Consider the following 18,372-nt stretch of genomic DNA (forward strand, 5'->3'; position numbering starts at 1 on the left):
ACGCCCGGTGCAGCCTCGGTGGACGGCCGGTGCCGCAGAAAACCCTGCAATCGCTGGCCGCCGGCAGCGCGGCCCCGCCGCCAGCCACCGCGCAACGCCCGCCGCCACCCTGCCCCTAAAGCGCGATGGCCGAGATCAGCCGGCCATAATCGACCTGACCCTCATGCGTCGCCCGGCGATAGCTGAAAAAGCGGTCCGGGTCGGAATAGGTGCAATGCCCCGACCACGCGGCCTCGACCCCGGCCGCGCGCAGCCGCGACAGCCCGAAGGCGGGCAGGTCGAACATCGGGCGCCCATTGGGGCCGCCGCTGAAAAACCTTTGATATCCGTCATCTTCGGCCAGAAATTCATCCATGAACTCATCGCCGACCTCATAGGCGCGCTGGCTGATGGTGGGGCCGACCACCGCCCGGATCCGGCTCGCGCCAAGATCGCGCATGGCCGCGACCGTGGCCTCGATCACCCCGCCCAGCGCGCCCCGCCACCCGGCATGGCAGGCGCCGATGACGCCCGCCGCCCGGTCGGCCAGCAGCACCGGCTGGCAATCCGCCGTCAGCACCGCAAGAGCCACGTCATCGCGCGAGGTTACGATCGCATCAGCCTGAATATCCCTGATATTTTCAATGTCATCATCCGCATCCAGCGTCACCGCCAGCGCCGAATGGACCTGCTTGACGGTCGCCAGCGCCTCGGCCGGCACGCCCATCGCGGTGGCCACGCGCGCCCGGTTCACCACCACCATGTCGGTCTGGTCGCTGGACCGGCGCCCGCAATTCAGCCCCGCGAACAACCCCGAGGACGCGCCGCCCTTTCTGGTGAAAAATCCGTGCCTTACGTCGTCAAGCAAAGGATGGGTCAGAATCTCGAGCGTTGTCTGCATCACGCCTCAGCGGGTCAAATCCGGGCACCGGCGGCGCCCCTCTGGGCCAGACGGCCATCGCCTTGAACAGGTGACCCATTTCCTCGGCATGGGTCAAGCGCCGAAGCGCCGCCATCGCGCCCTCGTCGCCGGCCTCGGCCAGCCGCCGCGCCCGCGCGCCGGCGCCGAGGGCCATCAGCCACTCGCCCTGGTGAACCGGCCGCGACACCACCGCCCCGGCCGCCATCGCCGCCACCGCCAGCGGCGCGAAATCGACATGCGCAGTCAGGTCCGCCTCGCCCGGCGAAGTCAGCGGATCGACCGGCTCATGCCCGCGAAGTGCCTGAAAGCTGTCGCCGAATCCGTTCCAGCCACCATAGTCGACGATGATGGCCGCACCGCCATGGGCGGCGATCCGTCCGGCGATGACGGCCATGATCGACGCGGCGGCGGGCCGATCCTCGATGATGTCGCCGGGCCGCCCGGCCCGCGGCAGATCGATCGCCGCGCCTAGGCCCAGTCGCAGCCCGTCGGGGCCGAGGCCCACCATCCGCTCGGCCCAGCCCGCCTCGACCCGCTGGAACTGCCGGATCGGCAGCGCGTCGAAGAATTCGTTTGCCATCAGGAACAGCGGCTTGTGCGGCAGATCCTCGACACGATCAAGATGCGTTACGCTGCCCAGGCGGTCACGCTGGACGCCGCGCAGATGCGGCGAGGCCTCGATCAGCGCCACACGGGCCGCCTCGGCCATGCCTGGCGCGGCGCGCATGGCCCGCAGCATGTCGGCCATCAGGGTGCCGCGCCCGGGCCCCGGCTCGGCCAGGGTGAAGGGCGACGGGCTGCCCTGATCCTGCCAGGCCTGTGTGAGCGCCAGCCCGCAAAGCTCTCCGAAGATCTGCGAGATCTCGGGCGCGGTGGTGAAATCCCCCGCCTTTCCAAAGGGATCACGGGTCGCGTAATAGCCGTGCCGCGGATGCAGCAGGCAGGTCTCCATGTAGTCGGCAAGGCTGATCGGGCCGGTCGCCCGGATCCGCCGCGCGATGATCCGCGCCAGCGGCGTCATGCGACCGGCGGGCGGCGCAGGGCGCGCTGCAGGAAGGCCAGCCCGACCAGCAGCATCGGCAGCGACAGAAGCTGGCCCATCGTCAGGCCGACCACCGGCCCGCCCAGGACATGCCCAAGCGGGTTGCCCGGCGTGATGAACTGGGCGTCGGCGACGCGGAACAGCTCGACGAAGATGCGCGCCGCGGCGTAGCCCGCAAGGAAGATCGCGAGGCACAGGCCCGGACGCCGCAGCCCGCCCCGCCGCACCACCAGCCACAGCACCAGCCCCAGCAACAGCCCCTCGAGCCCCGCCTCGTAAAGCTGGCTGGGATGGCGGGCGCAGGCACCCTCGACGCCCGGACAGGCCTGCGCGGCGTCGCCGGGAAAGATCACCCCCCAAGGCGCGTCGGTCGGCCGGCCCCACAGCTCGGCATTGATGAAATTCGCGATCCGCCCGAAGAAAAGCCCGATCGGCGCGACCACCGCCATCGCGTCGGCCAGCCGCAGCGGCGCGATGCCGCGCGCCCGGCAGAACAGCCATGCGGCGACGATGACCCCCGCGAAACCGCCGTGAAAGCTCATCCCGCCCTGCCAGACCTTCACGATCTCGGCCGGATTGGCGAGGTAGTAACCCGGCTCGTAGAACAGCACGAAGCCCAGCCTGCCGCCCGCGATGACGCCAAGGATCACCCAGCTGAGCAGGTCATCGACCGCTTCGGGCCGCATCGGCGCGCGGTCGCCCCACAGCGCATCACGGCGCATCATCCGCAGCATGATCCGCCAGCCGATCAGCAGCCCGGCCAGATAGGCCAGCGCGTACCAGCGCAGCGACAGCGACAGCCCGCCGATCCGGATCGTGAAGATCTCGGGGGCGATATCGGGAAAGGGGATCATGCGGCCTCGGGGGATTGGTTGCGCCGCGCACGCTAGCGGCGGCGGGGCCGGTGTCAACTGCGGCCGGCCGCGCCGACGCGAGGACAGGGCAGGCCGCGGCGGTCATTGAACCCGCCGCGCCCGCCGACCATATAGGGGCGAACGCAAATCGGAGGCGCAGGCCAGATGACTACGCAGAACAAGTTCTTCGACGACATCTCGAAGCTGATGACCAACGCCATGGGCGTCGCGCAGGGCGCCCGCAGCGAGGCGGAAACCGCGATGAAGGGCTGGGTCGACCGCTGGCTGGCCGATCGCGATTTCGTGACCCGCGAGGAGTTCGAGGCGGTCCGCGACATGGCCATCAAGGCCCGCACCGAGAACGCCGAGCTGAAGGCCCGGCTGGCCGCGCTGGAGGCCGGCCAGCGCGCCGGCTGATCCGCGGCGCGGCACCCTCGGCGCGACGGCGCGATCAGCGGGTCGGCAGACTGATCCGGTCGCGCAGGCTGCCCGAGCGGTCGTAGACCAGAACCTCGTCGCGGTCGGTGACGATCACGATCCAGTCGTCGGCGAAGGTCACGGCCTCGGCGGCGGCACCCTCGGGCAGGGCGATGACATCGGGCAGGTCGGGCAGCGCAGGCTGTCCCAGCCGCAGCCACAGCAGCGCGACGATGGCGATCATGCCCAGCCCCATGACCAGGGTCAGCCCGGTGACAAGCGCCTTCAGGAATCGCAGTTCAGGGACCGCTTTCGCCGCCCGTTTCCAGTCGCTATCATCATCGGCCATGTCGAACCTTGTCGTCACCATCCGGGCCAACCCGCCCGACCGCCTTGATAAGGCCCTTGCCATGGCGGTGCCAGAGGAAGCCGCGCTGTCGCGGTCGCGGCTGGCGCGGCTGATCGCGGAGGGCGCGATCAGCGGGCCGTGCGGCGTGGTCCGTGACGGCAAGGCGCGGGTCGCCGAGGGCGAGGAATACCGCATCGCCCTGCCCGTCGCGGCCCCGGTCGAGACCCGACCCGAGGCAATCGCGCTGTCGGTGGCCTTCGAGGATGACGACCTGATCGTGATCGACAAGCCCGCCGGCATGGTCGTGCATCCGGCGCCGGGCAGCCCCTCGGGCACGCTGGTCAACGCGCTGCTGGCCCATTGCGGCGACAGCCTGTCGGGGATTGGCGGCGAGAGGCGGCCCGGCATCGTGCATCGCATCGACAAGGACACCTCGGGGCTGCTGGTGGTGGCCAAGTCCGACCGCGCCCATCACGGGCTTGCCGCCCAGTTCGAGGCGCACAGCGCGCAGCGCCGCTATCTCGCCCTGGCGCACGGGGCGATCGATCCGGCCGATCCGCGCCTGCGCGGCGTTCCCGGCGTCAGCTTCGAGGAGGGCGGCGTGCTGCGGATCGAGACGCGGCTTGCCCGTCACGCCACCGACCGGCAGCGGCAGGCGGTCTGGTTCGACCGGGGCCGCCACGCGGTGACGCGGGCGCGGCTTCTGGACCGCTTTGGCCGCCCCCCCGCGGCCATGCTGGTCGAATGCCGGCTGGAGACCGGGCGCACGCATCAGATCCGCGTCCACATGGCCCATGCCGGGCTGGGCCTGATCGGCGACCCGGTCTATGGCGGCGCCCGCCGCGGCTCGGCCCGCGCGCTGGGCACGGCGGCGGCAACGGCCGCAGCGGCCTTTCCGCGCCAGGCGCTGCATGCCGCGCATCTGGGCTTCGATCACCCGGTCTCGGGCCGCCCGATGGCCTTCGACAGCCCGCTGCCCGCCGACATGCAGGCGCTGCTGGCAGTGCTGGGCGGCGCGGCTGGGGATGGCACCGGTCCTTGACAGCAACGTGATCCGTCACCACGTTACATCGCCCGAAACCTGCGTCAGGATGGTCGCGCGACGCGACGCCCTGCCGCGCGGCGGGGACGCCCGGCCCGGGGCGGAACCCCGTACGCCGGAGCCGCGTTCCCGACTGACCCCGAAAGGCCACCCGACATGGCAAGCTATGCAAATCTTCCGGCTCCCAGCCCCGAACAGGGGATGAACCGCTATCTGCAGGAGATCCGCAAGTTTCCCCTGCTGGAACCCGAAGAGGAATACATGCTGGCCAAGGCCTGGGCCGATCACGAGGACAGCGAGGCCGCACACAGGCTGGTCACCAGCCACCTGCGGCTGGCGGCCAAGATCGCCATGGGCTATCGCGGCTATGGGCTGCCGCAGGCCGAAGTCATCAGCGAGGCGAATGTCGGGCTGATGCAGGCGGTCAAGCGCTTTGATCCCGAGAAGGGCTTCCGGCTGGCCACCTATGCGATGTGGTGGATCCGCGCCTCGATCCAGGAATACATCCTGCGGTCCTGGTCGCTGGTGAAGATGGGCACCACCAGCGCCCAGAAGAAGCTGTTCTTCAACCTGCGCAAGGCCAAGTCCAAGATCGGCGCGCTGGAAGAGGGCGACCTGCGCCCCGAGAACGTCGCCCAGATCGCCACCGAGTTGAACGTCACCGAACGCGAGGTGATCGAGATGAACCGCCGCCTGTCGGGCGGCGATGCCTCGCTGAATGCCACGGTCGGCGCGGGCGACGGCGAATCGACCGCCCAGTGGCAGGACTGGCTGGAGGACGAGGACGCCAACCAGGCCGAGGCCTATGCCGAGACCGAGGAACTGGACACCCGCCGGCAGATGCTGCTGTCGGCGATGGACGTTCTGAACGAGCGCGAGCGCGACATCCTGATGGAACGCCGGCTGCGCGACGAGCCGATGACGCTGGAGGATCTGTCCTCGCGCTATGACGTCTCGCGCGAGCGGATCCGCCAGATCGAGGTGCGCGCCTTCGAGAAGCTGCAGGACCGGATGCGGGTTCTGGCGCGCGAAAAGGGCATGCGCGTGCCCGAGGCCGGCGCCTGAGCCGCGGCCCGCGCGCGCGGCGCGATTGACGCGGGGGTGCCGCGCGCTATGGTCGCCTGACAGGCAGGCAGACCAGAACAGATGACCGCTCTGACGGAATTTCAACGGCTCGAGGCACAGGGATCGTGGCGGTCGGCGCCCGATGCGCGGCTGCGCGAGGTCGTCGTCGCCGTCGGGGAAGCGACGCTGGTGCTGAGCGATCCGAAATCCGACCTGCCCCTGTCGCACTGGTCGCTGCCCGCGGTCACCCGGCTGAACCCCGGCGAGATGCCGGCGATCTATGCGCCCGGCGGCGATGGCGGCGACGAGACCGTCGAGATCGACGATCCGCTGATGATTCAGGCGATCGAGCGTGTCCACCGCGCGATCGCCACCCGGCGCGCCCATCCGGGCCGGCTGCGCGGCGGGCTGACGGTGGTGGCGGTCGTCGCGATGCTGGTCGCGCTGGTGGTCTGGCTGCCCGACGCCATCATCCGCCATGCCGCGCGGATCGCGCCACCCGCCCAGGCCCGCCAGATCGGCGGCGCGGTGCTGGCCGACATCGAGCGCAGCACCGGCGCGATCTGCACCCGCGCGTCAGGCCAGGCGGTGCTGGACTGGATCACCCCGCGACTGATCGGCCCGGATGCGTCGGTGCGGGTGGTGCCCGGCCCGCTGAACGGCGTGCTTCGCCTGCCCGGAAACCTCTACGTGCTGGGCGGCGACCTGCTGGAGGGTTCGCCCGGCCCGGATGCCGCGGCGGGGCATCTGCTGGCCGCCTCGCTGGCGACCGATCCGGGCGCGATCCTGTGGCAGGCGCTGGACCATGCCGGTTTCACCGCCGTGCTGCGGCTGCTGACGCTGGGGCAGTTGCCGCCCGCCGCGATGCGCGGCTTTGGCGAGACGCTGCTGTCCCGGCCGGTGCCGCGCCCCGAGGCCGGGCCGCTTCTGGCGGCGATGGAACAGGCGGGGTTCGGCAGCGAAGCCTATGCGCGCAGCATCGACCCGACCGGGCAATCGGTCCTGCCGCTGATCGAGGGCGACCCGTTCCGGCTGGCGCCGCCGCCACGCCCCCTGCTGACCGACCAGCAATGGCTGGCCCTGCAGCAGATCTGCGCCGGCTGACCGGGCTCAGTTGGCCAGCGCGCGGGCGAGGCTGAGGACCGCGAGAATGCGGCGCGTCTCGCTGTCGACCCGGTAGATGCTGGCGTCGTCGCGATAATAGCGCCAGTCCAGGCGCGGTTCGAGATCGAAGCGGCGCGGGTCGCGGACCACCCGGTAGTCACCCGCCCTCAGCACCTGCCCGACCCGGTGTCCGTAGCCGATGCCGGCCTTCTTCGCCTGTCCGGGCGGCACGCAGGGCGGGGTCTTTTTTGCCAGGCCGGGCGGGCAGGTCGCCGCATGGCCGGGATGCCGCCGATGCTGGATCAGCGCGCCGCGCTGTTCGTGCTTGAGGAACTGATCCTGCTTGCCATGCCCCCTGCCCGGATCGGCCCAGACAGGCGCTGCGCCCGCCGTCGTCAGCACCACGGCCGCCGCGGCCATCATGGATACGATCTTCATCCCCGTTCTCCCTTCCGAACTCATGTCCTGCAACGCGCCTGCACGGCGTCCGGTCGCAGCAGGTTTCCCGGCGCCCGCCCATTCCGGCGCCCAACCGGGCGCCGGGGCGGCGCGGTCACACGAACTGCTCGCGCAGCAGCCGTTCCTCGAGGCCGTGGCCGCGATCGAACAGCAACCGGTGGCGGATGTCGGCGGCGCTGCGGATGCGCACCGTCGTCACATGCCGGACCGAGCGCGAATCGGCGTCGGCCATCACCGGCCGCCTTTCGGGGTTCAGCACCTCGATCTCGACCTCGGCAGCCTTGGGCAGCAGCGCCCCGCGCCAGCGCCGCGGGCGGAACGGCGCGATGGCCGTCAGCGCCAGGACCTCGGACCCGATCGGCAGGATCGGGCCATGCGCCGAATAATTGTAGGCCGTCGATCCGGCCGGGGTCGAAACCAGCGCGCCATCGCAGACCAGTTCCTCCATCCGCATCCGGCCATCGACATGGATGCGCAGCTTTGCCGCCTGCGGCCCCTCGCGCAGCAGGCTGACCTCGTTGATCGCCAGCGCCTCGTGCTGCGTGCCGTCGGCACAGCGCGCCCACATCCGCAGCGGGTTGATGACCGTCTCTTCGGCGGCCAGCAGGCGGCGCGGCAGGTCGTCCTCGGCATAGCTGTTCATCAGGAAGCCGACCGTGCCGCGGTTCATGCCATAGACCGGCAGGTTGCGGCCCTGCATCGCGTGCAGCGTCTGCAGCATGAAGCCGTCGCCGCCCAGCGCGACCACCATCGCCGCCGCGTCCAGCGGCGTGTCGCCATGGCGGGCGATCAGCCGCTGCAGCGCCTCTTGCGCCGGTTCGGCATGGCTGGCGGTGAAATGGACGGGGGGCATCATGGCGGCGGCCTTCCTGGGGTCGCGCGCAGCATCGGCCGCGCCCGCGTCCTTGGCAAGCCCCGCAGGACCGGGGACGCGGGCGGCCGGTCGCAGGTCGCATTGCCGCTTTCCGGCTGCCGATCCATGCGCTATGACGGCGCCATTCCCTGCCGTCCCTAGCCCGAGAGGATGCGAGACAGATGAACGCTCCCACCCGCGACACCGGATTCTTCACCGAAACGCTGGCCAGCCGCGATCCCGACATCGCCACCGCGATCACGCAGGAACTCGGCCGCCAGCGCGACGAGATCGAACTGATCGCCTCGGAAAACATCGTCAGCCGCGCCGTGCTCGAGGCGCAGGGTTCGGTGCTGACCAACAAATATGCCGAGGGCTATCCGGGCAAACGCTATTACAGCGGTTGCCAGTATGTCGACATCGCCGAAAACCTCGCGATCGAGCGGGCCAGGCAGCTGTTCGGCTGCGAGTTCGCCAATGTCCAGCCCAACAGCGGCAGCCAGATGAACCAGGCGGTGTTCCTGGCGCTGCTGCAGCCCGGCGACACCTTCATGGGGCTGGACCTGAATTCGGGCGGGCACCTGACGCATGGCAGCCCGGTCAACATGTCGGGCAAGTGGTTCAATGTCGTCAGCTATGGCGTGCGCCAGCAGGACCAGCTTCTGGACATGGAGGCGATCGCCGAAAGCGCCCGCACCCACAAGCCCAAGCTGATCGTGGCGGGCGGCACCGCCTACAGCCGGGTCTGGGACTGGGCCGCCTTCCGCCGGATCGCGGACGAGGTCGGCGCCGTCCTGATGGTGGACATGGCCCATATCGCGGGCCTCGTGGCCGGCGGCCAGCATCCCTCGCCCCTGCCCCATGCCCATGTGGTGACCACGACCACGCACAAGTCGCTGCGCGGCCCGCGCGGCGGGATGATCCTGACCAATGATGCCGACATCGCCAAGAAGGTGAATTCGGCGGTGTTCCCCGGCCTTCAGGGCGGCCCGCTGATGCATGTGATCGCCGCCAAGGCGGTGGCCTTCGGCGAGGCGCTGCGCCCCGAGTTCAAGGAGTATGCCGCGCAGGTCGTCAGGAACGCGCAGGCGATGGCGGACGAGTTGATGAAGGGCGGTATCGACATCGTGTCGGGCGGCACCGACAACCATCTGTGCCTGGCCGACCTGCGCCCCAAGAAGGTGACCGGCAAGGCGACCGAGGCCGCGCTGGGCCGCGCCCATATCACCTGCAACAAGAACGGCGTGCCCTTCGATCCCGAAAAGCCCTTCGTCACGTCGGGCATCCGGCTTGGCGCCCCCGCCGGCACGACGCGCGGCTTCGGCGAGGCCGAGTTTCGCCAGATCGCGCGCTGGATCGTCGAGGTCGTTGACGGGCTGGCCGCCCATGGCGAGGACGGCAATGCCGAGGTCGAGGACAAGGTCCGCGCCGAGGTGGCCCAGCTTTGTGCCCGCTTTCCACTGTATGCCGGCATGTAGGCGCAGACGCCGCAGCACCCCGATCAAAGGACCCGCCGCGCGCCATCGCGGCGGGTTCTGCATTGTGTGCAAATCCGCCATCCGCTAAGTCGCCACCGGGGCCGCTTGCAGGCCCGACCGCATCCGAGGCGCCGCGATGACCACACCCGACAGACCCGCCCCGCCGGCCCCGACCGCGGCCCCGGACAGCAAGCCGATGGTCGCGGCGGCCTGGATGATGGGTGCGGTCGCCTCGTTCACCTCGATGGCGGTGGCGGGCCGCACGGTGTCGATCGAACTCGACAGCTTCGAGATTCTCGCCTGGCGGTCGCTGTTCGGCATCGCCATCATCGCCGCCATCGCCAGCCTGCGCGGCCGCTGGGCCGGCATGGCGATGCGCCATCCGGGGCTGCATCTGGGCCGCAACATCGTGCATTTCGCCGCCCAGAACCTGTGGTTCTTCGCCATCGTGACGGTGCCGCTGGCGCAGGTCTTCGCGCTGGAATTCACCGCACCGCTGTGGGCGCTGCTGCTGTCGCCGCTGTTTCTGGGCGAGCGGCTGACGCGGGCGCGGGTGCTGTCGGCGGCGATCGGCTTCGTGGGCATCCTGCTGGTCGCGCGTCCCGGCGCGGCGCCGATCACCCCGGGGCTTGTGGCGGCGGCGGGTGCGGCGCTTGGCTTTGCCGCGACCTATATCTTCACCAAGCGGATGACCGCGGTCACCTCGATCCTCGCGATCCTGTGGTGGATGACGGTGCTGCAGACGATCTTCGGCTTCGCCTGCGCCGGGCTTGACGGGCGAATCGCATGGCCTTCGGCCGCAACGCTGCCCTGGGTGCTGCTGATCGGCGCCACCGGGCTGACCGCGCATTTCTGCATCGGCAAGGCGCTGGAGGTCGCGCCGGCGACGGTGGTCATGCCCTTCGACTTCCTGCGGCTGCCCGCGGCCGCGCTGATCGGGCTGCTGCTTTACGGCGAAGAGATCGGCGCGCTGGTGATCGCTGGCGCGGCGCTGATCCTGTGCGGCAACTACCTGAACCTGCGCGCCGAGGCCCGCGCCCGCCGAAGCCGCGCCGCGGCCGCCTAGCCCTGCCAGCGCGGCTTGCGCTTCTCGAAGAAGGCGGCGATGCCCTCGGGCGCCTCGCCGCCCTCCCAGGCGGCCACCAGGCGGTCGATGCTGTCCTCGATCACGGCGGCGTCGATCACCGGGCCAAGCGCCCGGCATTGCGCCTTGGCCGCCGCGACCGCGCCGGGCGCAGCCAGCAGATAGGGCGCCACCTCGGCCTCGATGGCGGCATCCAGATCGCCGGGCGCCACAGCGCGGGCGGCCAGGTTCAGGGTCACCGCCTCGGCCGCATCGAAAAGCCGGGCCGAAAAGAACACCCGCCGCGCCCGGTCCTCGCCCATCCGGGCCAGCACATAGGGGCCGATGGTCGCGGGGATCAGCCCCAGCCGCACCTCGGTCAGGCCGAATTTCGCATCCGCGGCGGCGATGGCCACGTCGCAGACCGCCATCATGCCGATGCCGCCGCCGAAGGCATTGCCATGCACGCGCCCGATCAGCGGCTTGGGCAGCAGGTTCAGCGCCGACAGCATCCCCGCCAGAAGCCGCGCGCCCGCCCGCCGCGTGTCGGCATCGACGGTCATCTGCGCCTTCATCCAGGCCAGGTCACCCCCCGCGCAGAAGCTGGCACCCTCGGCCGCCAGCACGACGACCCGCACCCCGGGATCGCCGCCAAGCTGCGCCGCAGCCTCGGTCAGTTCCTCCATCATCCGCTGCGACAGCGCGTTGTGCTTGTCGGGCCGCGACAGCCACAGGGTCGCGACGCCGCGCGCATCGGTCTGGATGCGGATCGTTTCAAACATGCTCTGTCCCCCTCATCGCCCGCGCCATCGCCGCGGCCTCGGCGATGACCGCCATGTCAAGCCCGGTCGCATGGCCGGCCCGCGCCAGATGCGTGGCGACCCGTTCGGTCGCCACGTTGCCGGCCGCGCCGGGTGCGTAGGGGCAGCCGCCAAGCCCGCCCACGGCCGCATCGAAGACCCGCAGCCCGCGCGCGAGGCTGGCGTCGATATTGTCCAGCGCCCGGCCCGCGGTGTCGTGGTAATGCCCTGCGAGGCGCGCGGCCGGCATCTCGTCCAGCACGGCCGCCAGCATCGCGTCAATGGTCTCGGGGCGGCCCTGCCCGATGGTGTCGCCCAGGCTGACCTCGTGGCAGCCCATGTCGCGCAGCGAGGCCACCACGCGCGCCACCGCGGCAGGCGGGGTCGGGCCATCGAAGGGACAGTCGGTGACGACGCTGACATAGCCGCGCAGCGGCACCCCGTCACGCGCCGCCGTCTGCGCCACCGGAGCCAGCCGTTCCAGGCTTTCGGCGATGGTTGCGTTGAGGTTGGCCTTGCTGAAGCCTTCCGAGGCGCTGGCAAAGATCGCCACCTCGCCCGCCCGCGCGGCCCGCGCCGCCTCATAGCCCTTCATGTTGGGTGTCAGCACGGCATAGCGGATGCCGGGCGCGCGGCGGATGCCGGCCATCACCTCGGCGGCGTCGGCCATCTGCGGGACCCATTTCGGGCTGACGAAGCTGGTCACCTCGATGCGCCGGAAGCCGGCCCGCGACAGCAGGTCCACCAGGGCGATCTTGTCGGCGGCGGGGATCAGCCGCCTTTCGTTCTGCAGGCCGTCGCGGGGGCCCATCTCGAAGATCTCCACGGCATCAGGCATCCGGCACCTCGTAGAAGTCGCGCGCATAGATGCTGTCCGCGCCGCCCCGCGCCACCGCGCGCCGGTAGGCGGGCCGGGCCGTCATCGCATCGCGATAGGCGGACAGCGCGGGATATTCCGCGGCCGGCAGGAAGCGGAACAGCGCCTCGATGTTGAAGCCCATCATGCAGTCGGCAGCCGAGAAGCCGCCATCCAGCAGCGTCGGTTGCCCGGCCAGATGCGCCTGAAGCACCTGCGCCGTGACCGCCAGCCGCCGCGTGTCGAGCCGCATCAGCGGCACCGACCGGGCGCTGTCGGGGCGCAGGAAGATGTGGTGGATGTTCAGCGATTGCAGGATGTTGGCCTGCGTTTCGGCGAAGCCCACCCATTCGAGGAAGTCGGGCCGCCCGGCCTCGCCGGGCCGGGGTGCCAGGCGCCCCTCGCGTTCCGTCAGGTATTGCACGATCGCGCCGGATTCGAAGATCGCCCGCCCGTCGATCTCGAGCGCGGGCACCCGGCCGGCGGGGGAGAGCGCCCGGAATTCGGCGCTGCGCAGCCCGCCATCGGTCAGCGACCAGACGCGCAGCTCGCAGGGCAGGCCCAGTTCCTCCAGCAGCCACAGCACCCGCATCGAGCGCGAGCCGGGGACATGGTGCAGGCGGATCACGCCGCCGCCTCGGCCGCTTCCAGCCGGATCAGCGCGGCGCCCGCCTCGACCTGGTCGCCGGGCCGCGCCAGCACCTCGGCCACCACGCCGTCGCGGGCGGCGGTCAGGCTGTGCTCCATCTTCATGGCCTCCAGCACGGCCAGCCGGTCGCCCTCGCGGACCTGCTGGCCAGCCTCGACATGGACCGACTTGACCAGCCCCGGCATCGGCGACAGCGTCAGCGCGGCATCGCCGCCCGCGGCGCTGCGGCGGGCCAGCGGATCCAGCGGTACAAGCTGCACGTTGCGCCCGCCAAAGACGCTGACCCCGGCGTCGTGGCTGACGATGCGGCTGCGGCGCAGCGCGTCATCGACCCACCAGCGGTCGCCCTGCCAGCGCACCTCATGGGCGGTCCCGTCCAGCGTGACCCGCGCCGCCCCCGGCCCGAGAACCTCCAGCAGGGCCTCGCCGCCCTCCCAGGCGATGGTGCGGCGCAGCGGCTGCCACAGCGTCGCGCCGCCGCGCGCGGCCGGATCGGCCAGCCCCGCCAGCCCGATCACCGCCAGCGCCCGACTGCGCGGATCGGGCTCGGCCGAGGCGATCAGCGCGTCCAGATCGCGCCCGATCAGCCCGGTGTCGACCTCGCCTTTGCGGAAGCCCTCATGCCGGGTCAGGGCGATCAGGAAGTCCAGATTGGTCACCGACCCCGCCACCTCGGTATCGACAAGCGCCGCCTCGAGCGCGCGCAGCGCCACCGCGCGGGTCGGCCCGTGCGTGACGACCTTGGCGATCATCGGGTCGTACCAGGGCGAGATCGCATCGCCCTGCCGCACGCCGGTCTCGATCCGCGCGCCGCCCGGGAAATGCAGATGCGCCAGCCGCCCGGTCGCGGGCAGGAAGCCCGCGGGGACATCCTCGGCGTAAAGGCGCGCCTCGAAGGCGTGGCCGGTGATGTGCAGATCCTCCTGCCGGGCGGGCAGCGGCTCGCCCGAGGCCACGCGCAGCTGCCATTCGACCAGGTCGATGCCGGTGATCGCCTCGGTGACCGGGTGTTCGACCTGCAGGCGGGTGTTCATCTCCATGAACCAGAAGCCGTCGGGGCGCAGCCCGTCGCTGCCGTCGACGATGAATTCGATGGTGCCGGCGCCCTTGTAGCCGATGGCCTCGGCCGCGCGGACGGCGGCGGCGCCCATGATCCTGCGGATCTCGGGGGACATGCCGGGGGCCGGGGCCTCTTCGATGACCTTCTGGTGGCGACGCTGCAGCGAACAGTCGCGTTCGAACAGATGCACGGCACGGTGGCCGTCGCCGAAGACCTGCACCTCGATATGGCGGGGCTGCAGGACGTATTTCTCGATCAGCACGGCGGCGTTGCCGAAGGCGTTGCGGGCCTCGGACTGCGCCGAGGCCAGCGCGTCGGCGAATTGCGCCGGCTCGTCGACGCGCCGCATCCCCTTGCCACCGCCGCCGGCCACAGCCTTGATCAGCACCGGATAGCCGATGCGGCCCGCCTCGGCTTCCAGCTGCCCCGGATCCTGCCCCGCGCCGTGATAGCCGGGCACGACCGGCACCCCGGCCTCTTCCATCAGCGCCTTGGCGGCATCCTTCAGCCCCATCGCGCGGATCGCCCGCGCCGAGGGCCCGATGAAGACGAGGCCCGCGGCCTCGACCGCCTCGACGAAATCGGGGTTCTCGCTGAGAAAGCCGTAGCCGGGATGGATCGCCTGCGCGCCCGTGGCTCGCGCCGCCGCGATGATCGCCTCGCCCTTCAGGTAGCTGTCGGCGGGGGCCGGACCGCCCAGGTGCACCGCCTCGTCGGCCATCGCGACATGGCGGGCGCCGCGGTCCGCATCCGAGAACACCGCCACGGTGGCGACGCCCAGCCTGCGGCAGCTGTCGATGACCCGGCAGGCGATCTCGCCCCGGTTGGCGATCAGGATCTTCGAGAACATGGCAGTCCTTCCTTTCCAGGGCAGCCGCCGGGGGCCGTGCGCCCCCGGAGCCCCGCAGGATATTTCGACACAGAAGATGGGGCGCGCGCCCGGTCGGCCCCGGGCTGGGGGTGCCTGGCGCGGCGGCAGGTGATCCGGGCCCGGGCCATCGCCGCGATCACATGCGGAAGATGCCGAAGCGGGTCGGCGCGATGGGGGCGTTCAGGCTGGCGCGCAGCGACAGCGACAGCACGTCGCGGGTCTTGCGGGGGTCGATGATGCCGTCGTCCCAGAGCCGCGCCGAGGCGTAGAGCGGGTGGCTTTGGCGGTCGAACATCTCGATGGTGGGGCGCTTGAACTCGGCCTCGTCCTCGGCCGACCAGGTGCCGCCCTGACGCTCGATCCCGTCGCGGCGAACGGTCGCCAGCACGCCCGCGGCCTGTTCGCCGCCCATCACGCTGATGCGCGAATTGGGCCAGGTCCACAGGAAGCGCGGCGAATAGGCGCGGCCCGCCATGCCGTAATTGCCGGCGCCGAAACTGCCGCCGACCAGCATGGTGATCTTGGGCACGCTGGTCGTGGCCACCGCCGTCACCATCTTGGCGCCGTGGCGGGCGATCCCCTCGTTCTCGTATTTGCGGCCGACCATGAAGCCGGTGATGTTCTGCAGGAATACCAGCGGGACGCCGCGCTGGCTGCAGAGTTCGATGAAATGTGCGCCCTTCTGGGCGGCCTCGGAGAACAGCACGCCGTTGTTGGCGACGATGCCGACCGGGCAGCCCTCGACATGGGCAAAGCCCGTGACCAGCGTCTCGCCGAAGCGGGCCTTGAATTCGTCGAAGCGCGAGCCGTCGACGACGCGGGCGATCACCTCGCGGATATCGTAGGGCGTGCGCAGATCGGCCGGCACCACACCGAGGATCTCGTCGGGATCATGGGCGGGGGGCTCGGGCGATTGCCACTGGACAGTGTCGGGGCGGCGCCGGTTCAGGTTGCCAAGCGCGCGGCGCGCCATGGCCAGCGCATGCGCGTCGTCCTCGGCCAGGTAGTCGGCGACGCCGGACAGGCGGGTGTGGACATCGCCGCCGCCCAGATCCTCGGCGCTGACAACCTCGCCGGTGGCGGCGCGGACCAGCGGCGGGCCGGCAAGGAAGATCGTGCCCTGGTCGCGCACGATGATCGTCACGTCCGACATGGCCGGCACATAGGCGCCGCCGGCCGTGCAGGACCCCATGACCACGGCGATCTGGGGGATGCCCAGCGCGCTCATCCGGGCCTGGTTGAAGAAGATCCGGCCGAAATGGTCGCGGTCGGGGAACACCTCGTCCTGGTTGGGCAGGTTGGCGCCGCCGGAATCGACCAGGTAGACGCAGGGCAGCTGGCACTCCTCGGCGATCTCCTGCGCGCGCAGGTGCTTTTTCACGGTCATCGGATAGTAGGTGCCGCCCTTCACGGTGGCGTCGTTGGCGACCACCATCACATCCTGGCCGTGGACCCGGCCGATCCCGGCGATCACGCCCGCGGCCGGGGCGGCACCGTCATACATGCCATGCGCGGCGGTCGCGCCGATTTCCAGGAAGGGCGAGCCGGGGTCCAGCAGGTTGGCGACCCGTTCGCGCGGCGGCATCTTGCCGCGGCCGACATGGCGTTCCAGCGCCTTTGCCCCGCCACCGGCCGCCGCGGCCTCGGCGGCCTCGCGCGCGACCGCCAGCAGCGCCAGATGCGCCTCGCGATTGGTGCGGAAGCCGTCGGAACCGGTCAGTGCCGCAGAGGTCAGCTTCATGTCAGTATCCCCGCATTTTCTTCAGTTCCAGCGCGCGGCGCGCCGTGTGTTCCATCTGGCAGAAGCCGGCCGCGACGCTGCGCATGCTGCCGCCGTCATAGCGGTCATAGGCGAACTTGCAGTCGGCGTCGCGCAGCGCGATCCAGGCGCGCTGCGCCGTCAGCAGGGTGTCGCTAAGGCCCGGCATGTCGGCGAACTGGTCGCGCGTGGCCTTGTATTCGCGGTTCAGGATCGCGTCCCATGCGGCGGTCTCGGCCATGGTGCAGCTCATGGTGCCGACCGTGGTGGGCCGGTCGGCATCCTCGCAGAGGCGCGCGGCAAGGCCGATGCAGTCTGTGGTGATGCCGCCCCGCGGCGCGGTGTCGAAACAGGCGGCCACGATGGCCTCATCGACGGCGCGGTCCTGCGCGGGGGCCATGGTCGCGAAGGCCATGCCGCCGATGGCGACGGCCTGTGCCGCAAGCCGCCGTGCCATCAGACCAGCCCCATCAGTTCGCGGCCGATCAGCATGCGGCGGATCTCGCTGGTGCCGGCGCCGATCTCCATCAGCTTGGCATCGCGGAAGAGGCGGCTGACCACGCTGTCGTTCAGGAAGCCCGCGCCCCCCAGAGCCTGGACCGCCTGATGGGCCTGCACCATCGCCTGCTCGCTGGCATAAAGCACGGCCCCCGCCGCGTCCTGCCGCGTGACCTTGCCCGCATCGCAGGCCCGCGCGACCTCGTAGACATAGGCCCGCGCGGTGTTCAGCGCGACATACATGTCGGCGATCTTGCCCTGCATCAGCTGGAAGGATCCGATCGGCTGGCCGAACTGCCTGCGGTCGCGGACATAGGGCATCACCTCGTCGAGGCATGCCGCCATGATGCCGGTGCCGATGCCCGACAGCACCAGCCGTTCATAGTCCAGCCCCGACATCAGCACGCGCACGCCGCGGCCTTCCTCGCCCAGTACGTTCTCGAAGGGGATCTCGCAATTCTCGAAGATCAGCTCGCCCGTGTTGGACCCGCGCATCCCCAGCTTGTCGAAATGGGGCGACGTCGAAAAGCCCGCCATGCCGCGTTCGACGATGAAGGCGGTGATGCCCTTGCTGCCCGCATCGGGGTCGGTCTTGGCATAGACGACCAGAGTATGCGCGTCCGGCGCGTTGGTGATCCAGTACTTGTTGCCGTTCAGGACATAGCGGTCGTTCTTCTTCTCGGCCCGCAGCTTCATGCCGACCACGTCGCTGCCCGCGCCCTCCTCGGACATGGCCAGCGCGCCGACGGCCGCGCCGCTGCACAGGTCCGGCAGGTATTTCGCGCGCTGCGCATCGCTGCCGTTCAGCTTGATCTGGTTCACGCAGAGGTTGGAATGGGCCCCGTAGGACAGGCTGACGCTGGCCGAGGCGCGGGCCAGTTCCTCGGTGGCGATGACATGCGCGAGATAGCCCATCCCCGAGCCGCCGAACTCCTCGGACACGGTAATGCCCAGCAGGCCCAGTTCGCCCATCTCGGCCCACAGCTCGTTGGGAAAGGCGTTGGTGCGGTCCACCTCGGCGGCCAGCGGCTTGACGCGCTCTTGCGCCCAGCGGTGGATCATCTCGCGCAGGGCGTTCACATCCTCGCCCAGATCGAACTGCATGCCTTGCGTGAACATCGCCGCACCCTCCGTTTATTGAACGATCGTTCATTTAATGGGGGTGTAGCCTATTCCCCCCGGCCGCGTCAAGCGAAGCCTGCGCCGGATCGCCCATCCGGTCAACCGGCGCGGCTTGCGCTTTCGCATAACG

19 protein-coding genes are annotated in these 18,372 nt (G+C 70.5%); 6 read left to right on the plus strand and 13 right to left on the minus strand.

Features of this window, described 5'->3' with window-relative positions:
- Nucleotides 1-115: 115 nt before the first annotated feature.
- The 3 genes from pgeF to lgt are packed head-to-tail and all read right to left on the minus strand — an operon-like array spanning nucleotide 116 to nucleotide 2,797.
- Nucleotides 116-880 carry a peptidoglycan editing factor PgeF gene (gene pgeF / locus Q5Y72_RS01140; RefSeq protein ID WP_305961577.1) on the minus strand — a complete coding sequence of 255 codons (765 nt, stop codon included), beginning with the start codon at nucleotides 878-880 and terminating at the stop codon, nucleotides 116-118.
- Nucleotides 840-1,922: a class I SAM-dependent methyltransferase gene (locus Q5Y72_RS01145; RefSeq protein WP_305961578.1), complete on the minus strand. Its 1,083-nt coding sequence runs from the start codon at nucleotides 1,920-1,922 to the stop codon at nucleotides 840-842. The genes pgeF and Q5Y72_RS01145 overlap by 41 nt, the downstream gene beginning before the upstream one ends.
- Nucleotides 1,919-2,797, minus strand: coding sequence for a prolipoprotein diacylglyceryl transferase (lgt, locus tag Q5Y72_RS01150; protein ID WP_305961579.1), 879 nt, complete (start codon nucleotides 2,795-2,797; stop codon nucleotides 1,919-1,921). The genes Q5Y72_RS01145 and lgt overlap by 4 nt, the downstream gene beginning before the upstream one ends.
- Nucleotides 2,798-2,962: 165 nt before the next feature.
- Here lgt and Q5Y72_RS01155 point away from each other — a divergent pair, with 165 nt between their 5' ends.
- Nucleotides 2,963-3,214 carry an accessory factor UbiK family protein gene (locus tag Q5Y72_RS01155; protein ID WP_305961580.1) on the plus strand — a complete coding sequence of 84 codons (252 nt, stop codon included), beginning with the start codon at nucleotides 2,963-2,965 and terminating at the stop codon, nucleotides 3,212-3,214.
- 34 nt (nucleotides 3,215-3,248) lie between these two features.
- On the opposite strand, the gene Q5Y72_RS01160 is transcribed toward Q5Y72_RS01155, so the two are convergent.
- On the minus strand, nucleotides 3,249-3,563 hold the full coding sequence (locus Q5Y72_RS01160; protein WP_305961581.1) for a DUF6476 family protein: 315 nt from the start codon (nucleotides 3,561-3,563) through the stop codon (nucleotides 3,249-3,251).
- Here Q5Y72_RS01160 and Q5Y72_RS01165 point away from each other — a divergent pair.
- The 3 genes from Q5Y72_RS01165 to Q5Y72_RS01175 all read left to right on the plus strand — a co-directional run bounded on the left by Q5Y72_RS01165 (nucleotide 3,562) and on the right by Q5Y72_RS01175 (nucleotide 6,774).
- On the plus strand, nucleotides 3,562-4,605 hold the full coding sequence (locus Q5Y72_RS01165; RefSeq protein WP_305961582.1) for an RluA family pseudouridine synthase: 1,044 nt from the start codon (nucleotides 3,562-3,564) through the stop codon (nucleotides 4,603-4,605). The two genes, Q5Y72_RS01160 and Q5Y72_RS01165, sit on opposite strands and share 2 nt — an antisense overlap.
- Before the next feature lie 156 nt (nucleotides 4,606-4,761).
- Nucleotides 4,762-5,670 carry an RNA polymerase sigma factor RpoH gene (rpoH, locus tag Q5Y72_RS01170; RefSeq protein ID WP_305961583.1) on the plus strand — a complete coding sequence of 303 codons (909 nt, stop codon included), beginning with the start codon at nucleotides 4,762-4,764 and terminating at the stop codon, nucleotides 5,668-5,670.
- Nucleotides 5,671-5,751: 81 nt separating this feature from the next.
- Nucleotides 5,752-6,774 carry a hypothetical protein gene (locus Q5Y72_RS01175; RefSeq protein WP_305961584.1) on the plus strand — a complete coding sequence of 341 codons (1,023 nt, stop codon included), beginning with the start codon at nucleotides 5,752-5,754 and terminating at the stop codon, nucleotides 6,772-6,774.
- Between the two features lie 6 nt (nucleotides 6,775-6,780).
- Here Q5Y72_RS01175 and Q5Y72_RS01180 read toward each other — a convergent pair whose 3' ends face one another.
- Together Q5Y72_RS01180 and Q5Y72_RS01185 are read right to left on the minus strand one after the other, a co-directional pair.
- Nucleotides 6,781-7,212 carry a hypothetical protein gene (locus Q5Y72_RS01180; RefSeq protein ID WP_305961585.1) on the minus strand — a complete coding sequence of 144 codons (432 nt, stop codon included), beginning with the start codon at nucleotides 7,210-7,212 and terminating at the stop codon, nucleotides 6,781-6,783.
- Between the two features lie 115 nt (nucleotides 7,213-7,327).
- On the minus strand, nucleotides 7,328-8,089 hold the full coding sequence (locus tag Q5Y72_RS01185; RefSeq protein WP_305961586.1) for an NAD kinase: 762 nt from the start codon (nucleotides 8,087-8,089) through the stop codon (nucleotides 7,328-7,330).
- Between the two features lie 179 nt (nucleotides 8,090-8,268).
- Between Q5Y72_RS01185 and glyA the strand changes: the two genes are divergently transcribed.
- Together glyA and Q5Y72_RS01195 are read left to right on the plus strand one after the other, a co-directional pair.
- Nucleotides 8,269-9,564 (plus strand): serine hydroxymethyltransferase, encoded by a 1,296-nt coding sequence (gene glyA / locus Q5Y72_RS01190; protein WP_305961587.1) that lies wholly within the window; start codon nucleotides 8,269-8,271, stop codon nucleotides 9,562-9,564.
- A 136-nt stretch (nucleotides 9,565-9,700) separates the two neighbouring features.
- Nucleotides 9,701-10,630 carry a DMT family transporter gene (locus tag Q5Y72_RS01195; RefSeq protein ID WP_305961588.1) on the plus strand — a complete coding sequence of 310 codons (930 nt, stop codon included), beginning with the start codon at nucleotides 9,701-9,703 and terminating at the stop codon, nucleotides 10,628-10,630.
- On the opposite strand, the gene Q5Y72_RS01200 is transcribed toward Q5Y72_RS01195, so the two are convergent.
- The 7 genes from Q5Y72_RS01200 to Q5Y72_RS01230 all read right to left on the minus strand — a co-directional run bounded on the left by Q5Y72_RS01200 (nucleotide 10,627) and on the right by Q5Y72_RS01230 (nucleotide 18,239).
- The gene (locus Q5Y72_RS01200; protein WP_305961589.1) at nucleotides 10,627-11,409 is read right to left on the minus strand and encodes a crotonase/enoyl-CoA hydratase family protein; all 783 of its coding nucleotides are present in this window, start codon (nucleotides 11,407-11,409) and stop codon (nucleotides 10,627-10,629) included. The two genes, Q5Y72_RS01195 and Q5Y72_RS01200, sit on opposite strands and share 4 nt — an antisense overlap.
- Complete coding sequence (locus tag Q5Y72_RS01205) at nucleotides 11,402-12,265, minus strand: hydroxymethylglutaryl-CoA lyase (protein ID WP_305961590.1); 864 nt, start codon at nucleotides 12,263-12,265, stop codon at nucleotides 11,402-11,404. The genes Q5Y72_RS01200 and Q5Y72_RS01205 overlap by 8 nt, the downstream gene beginning before the upstream one ends.
- On the minus strand, nucleotides 12,258-12,911 hold the full coding sequence (locus Q5Y72_RS01210; RefSeq protein ID WP_305961591.1) for a glutathione S-transferase family protein: 654 nt from the start codon (nucleotides 12,909-12,911) through the stop codon (nucleotides 12,258-12,260). Before Q5Y72_RS01210 ends, Q5Y72_RS01205 begins: the two co-directional genes overlap by 8 nt.
- The gene (locus tag Q5Y72_RS01215) at nucleotides 12,908-14,842 is read right to left on the minus strand and encodes an acetyl-CoA carboxylase biotin carboxylase subunit (RefSeq protein ID WP_305961592.1); all 1,935 of its coding nucleotides are present in this window, start codon (nucleotides 14,840-14,842) and stop codon (nucleotides 12,908-12,910) included. Before Q5Y72_RS01215 ends, Q5Y72_RS01210 begins: the two co-directional genes overlap by 4 nt.
- A 157-nt stretch (nucleotides 14,843-14,999) precedes the next feature.
- Nucleotides 15,000-16,604, minus strand: a complete 1,605-nt coding sequence (locus tag Q5Y72_RS01220) for a carboxyl transferase domain-containing protein (protein WP_305961593.1) — start codon at nucleotides 16,602-16,604, stop codon at nucleotides 15,000-15,002.
- Nucleotide 16,605: 1 nt separating this feature from the next.
- On the minus strand, nucleotides 16,606-17,079 hold the full coding sequence (locus Q5Y72_RS01225; RefSeq protein WP_305961594.1) for a lysozyme inhibitor LprI family protein: 474 nt from the start codon (nucleotides 17,077-17,079) through the stop codon (nucleotides 16,606-16,608).
- Nucleotides 17,079-18,239, minus strand: coding sequence for an isovaleryl-CoA dehydrogenase (locus Q5Y72_RS01230; RefSeq protein WP_305961595.1), 1,161 nt, complete (start codon nucleotides 18,237-18,239; stop codon nucleotides 17,079-17,081). Before Q5Y72_RS01230 ends, Q5Y72_RS01225 begins: the two co-directional genes overlap by 1 nt.
- Nucleotides 18,240-18,372 lie beyond the last annotated feature (133 nt).

The sequence above is a fragment of the Paracoccus spongiarum genome, assembly GCF_030732095.1.
In the GTDB taxonomy this organism is placed as follows: Bacteria; Pseudomonadota; Alphaproteobacteria; order Rhodobacterales; family Rhodobacteraceae; genus Paracoccus; species Paracoccus spongiarum.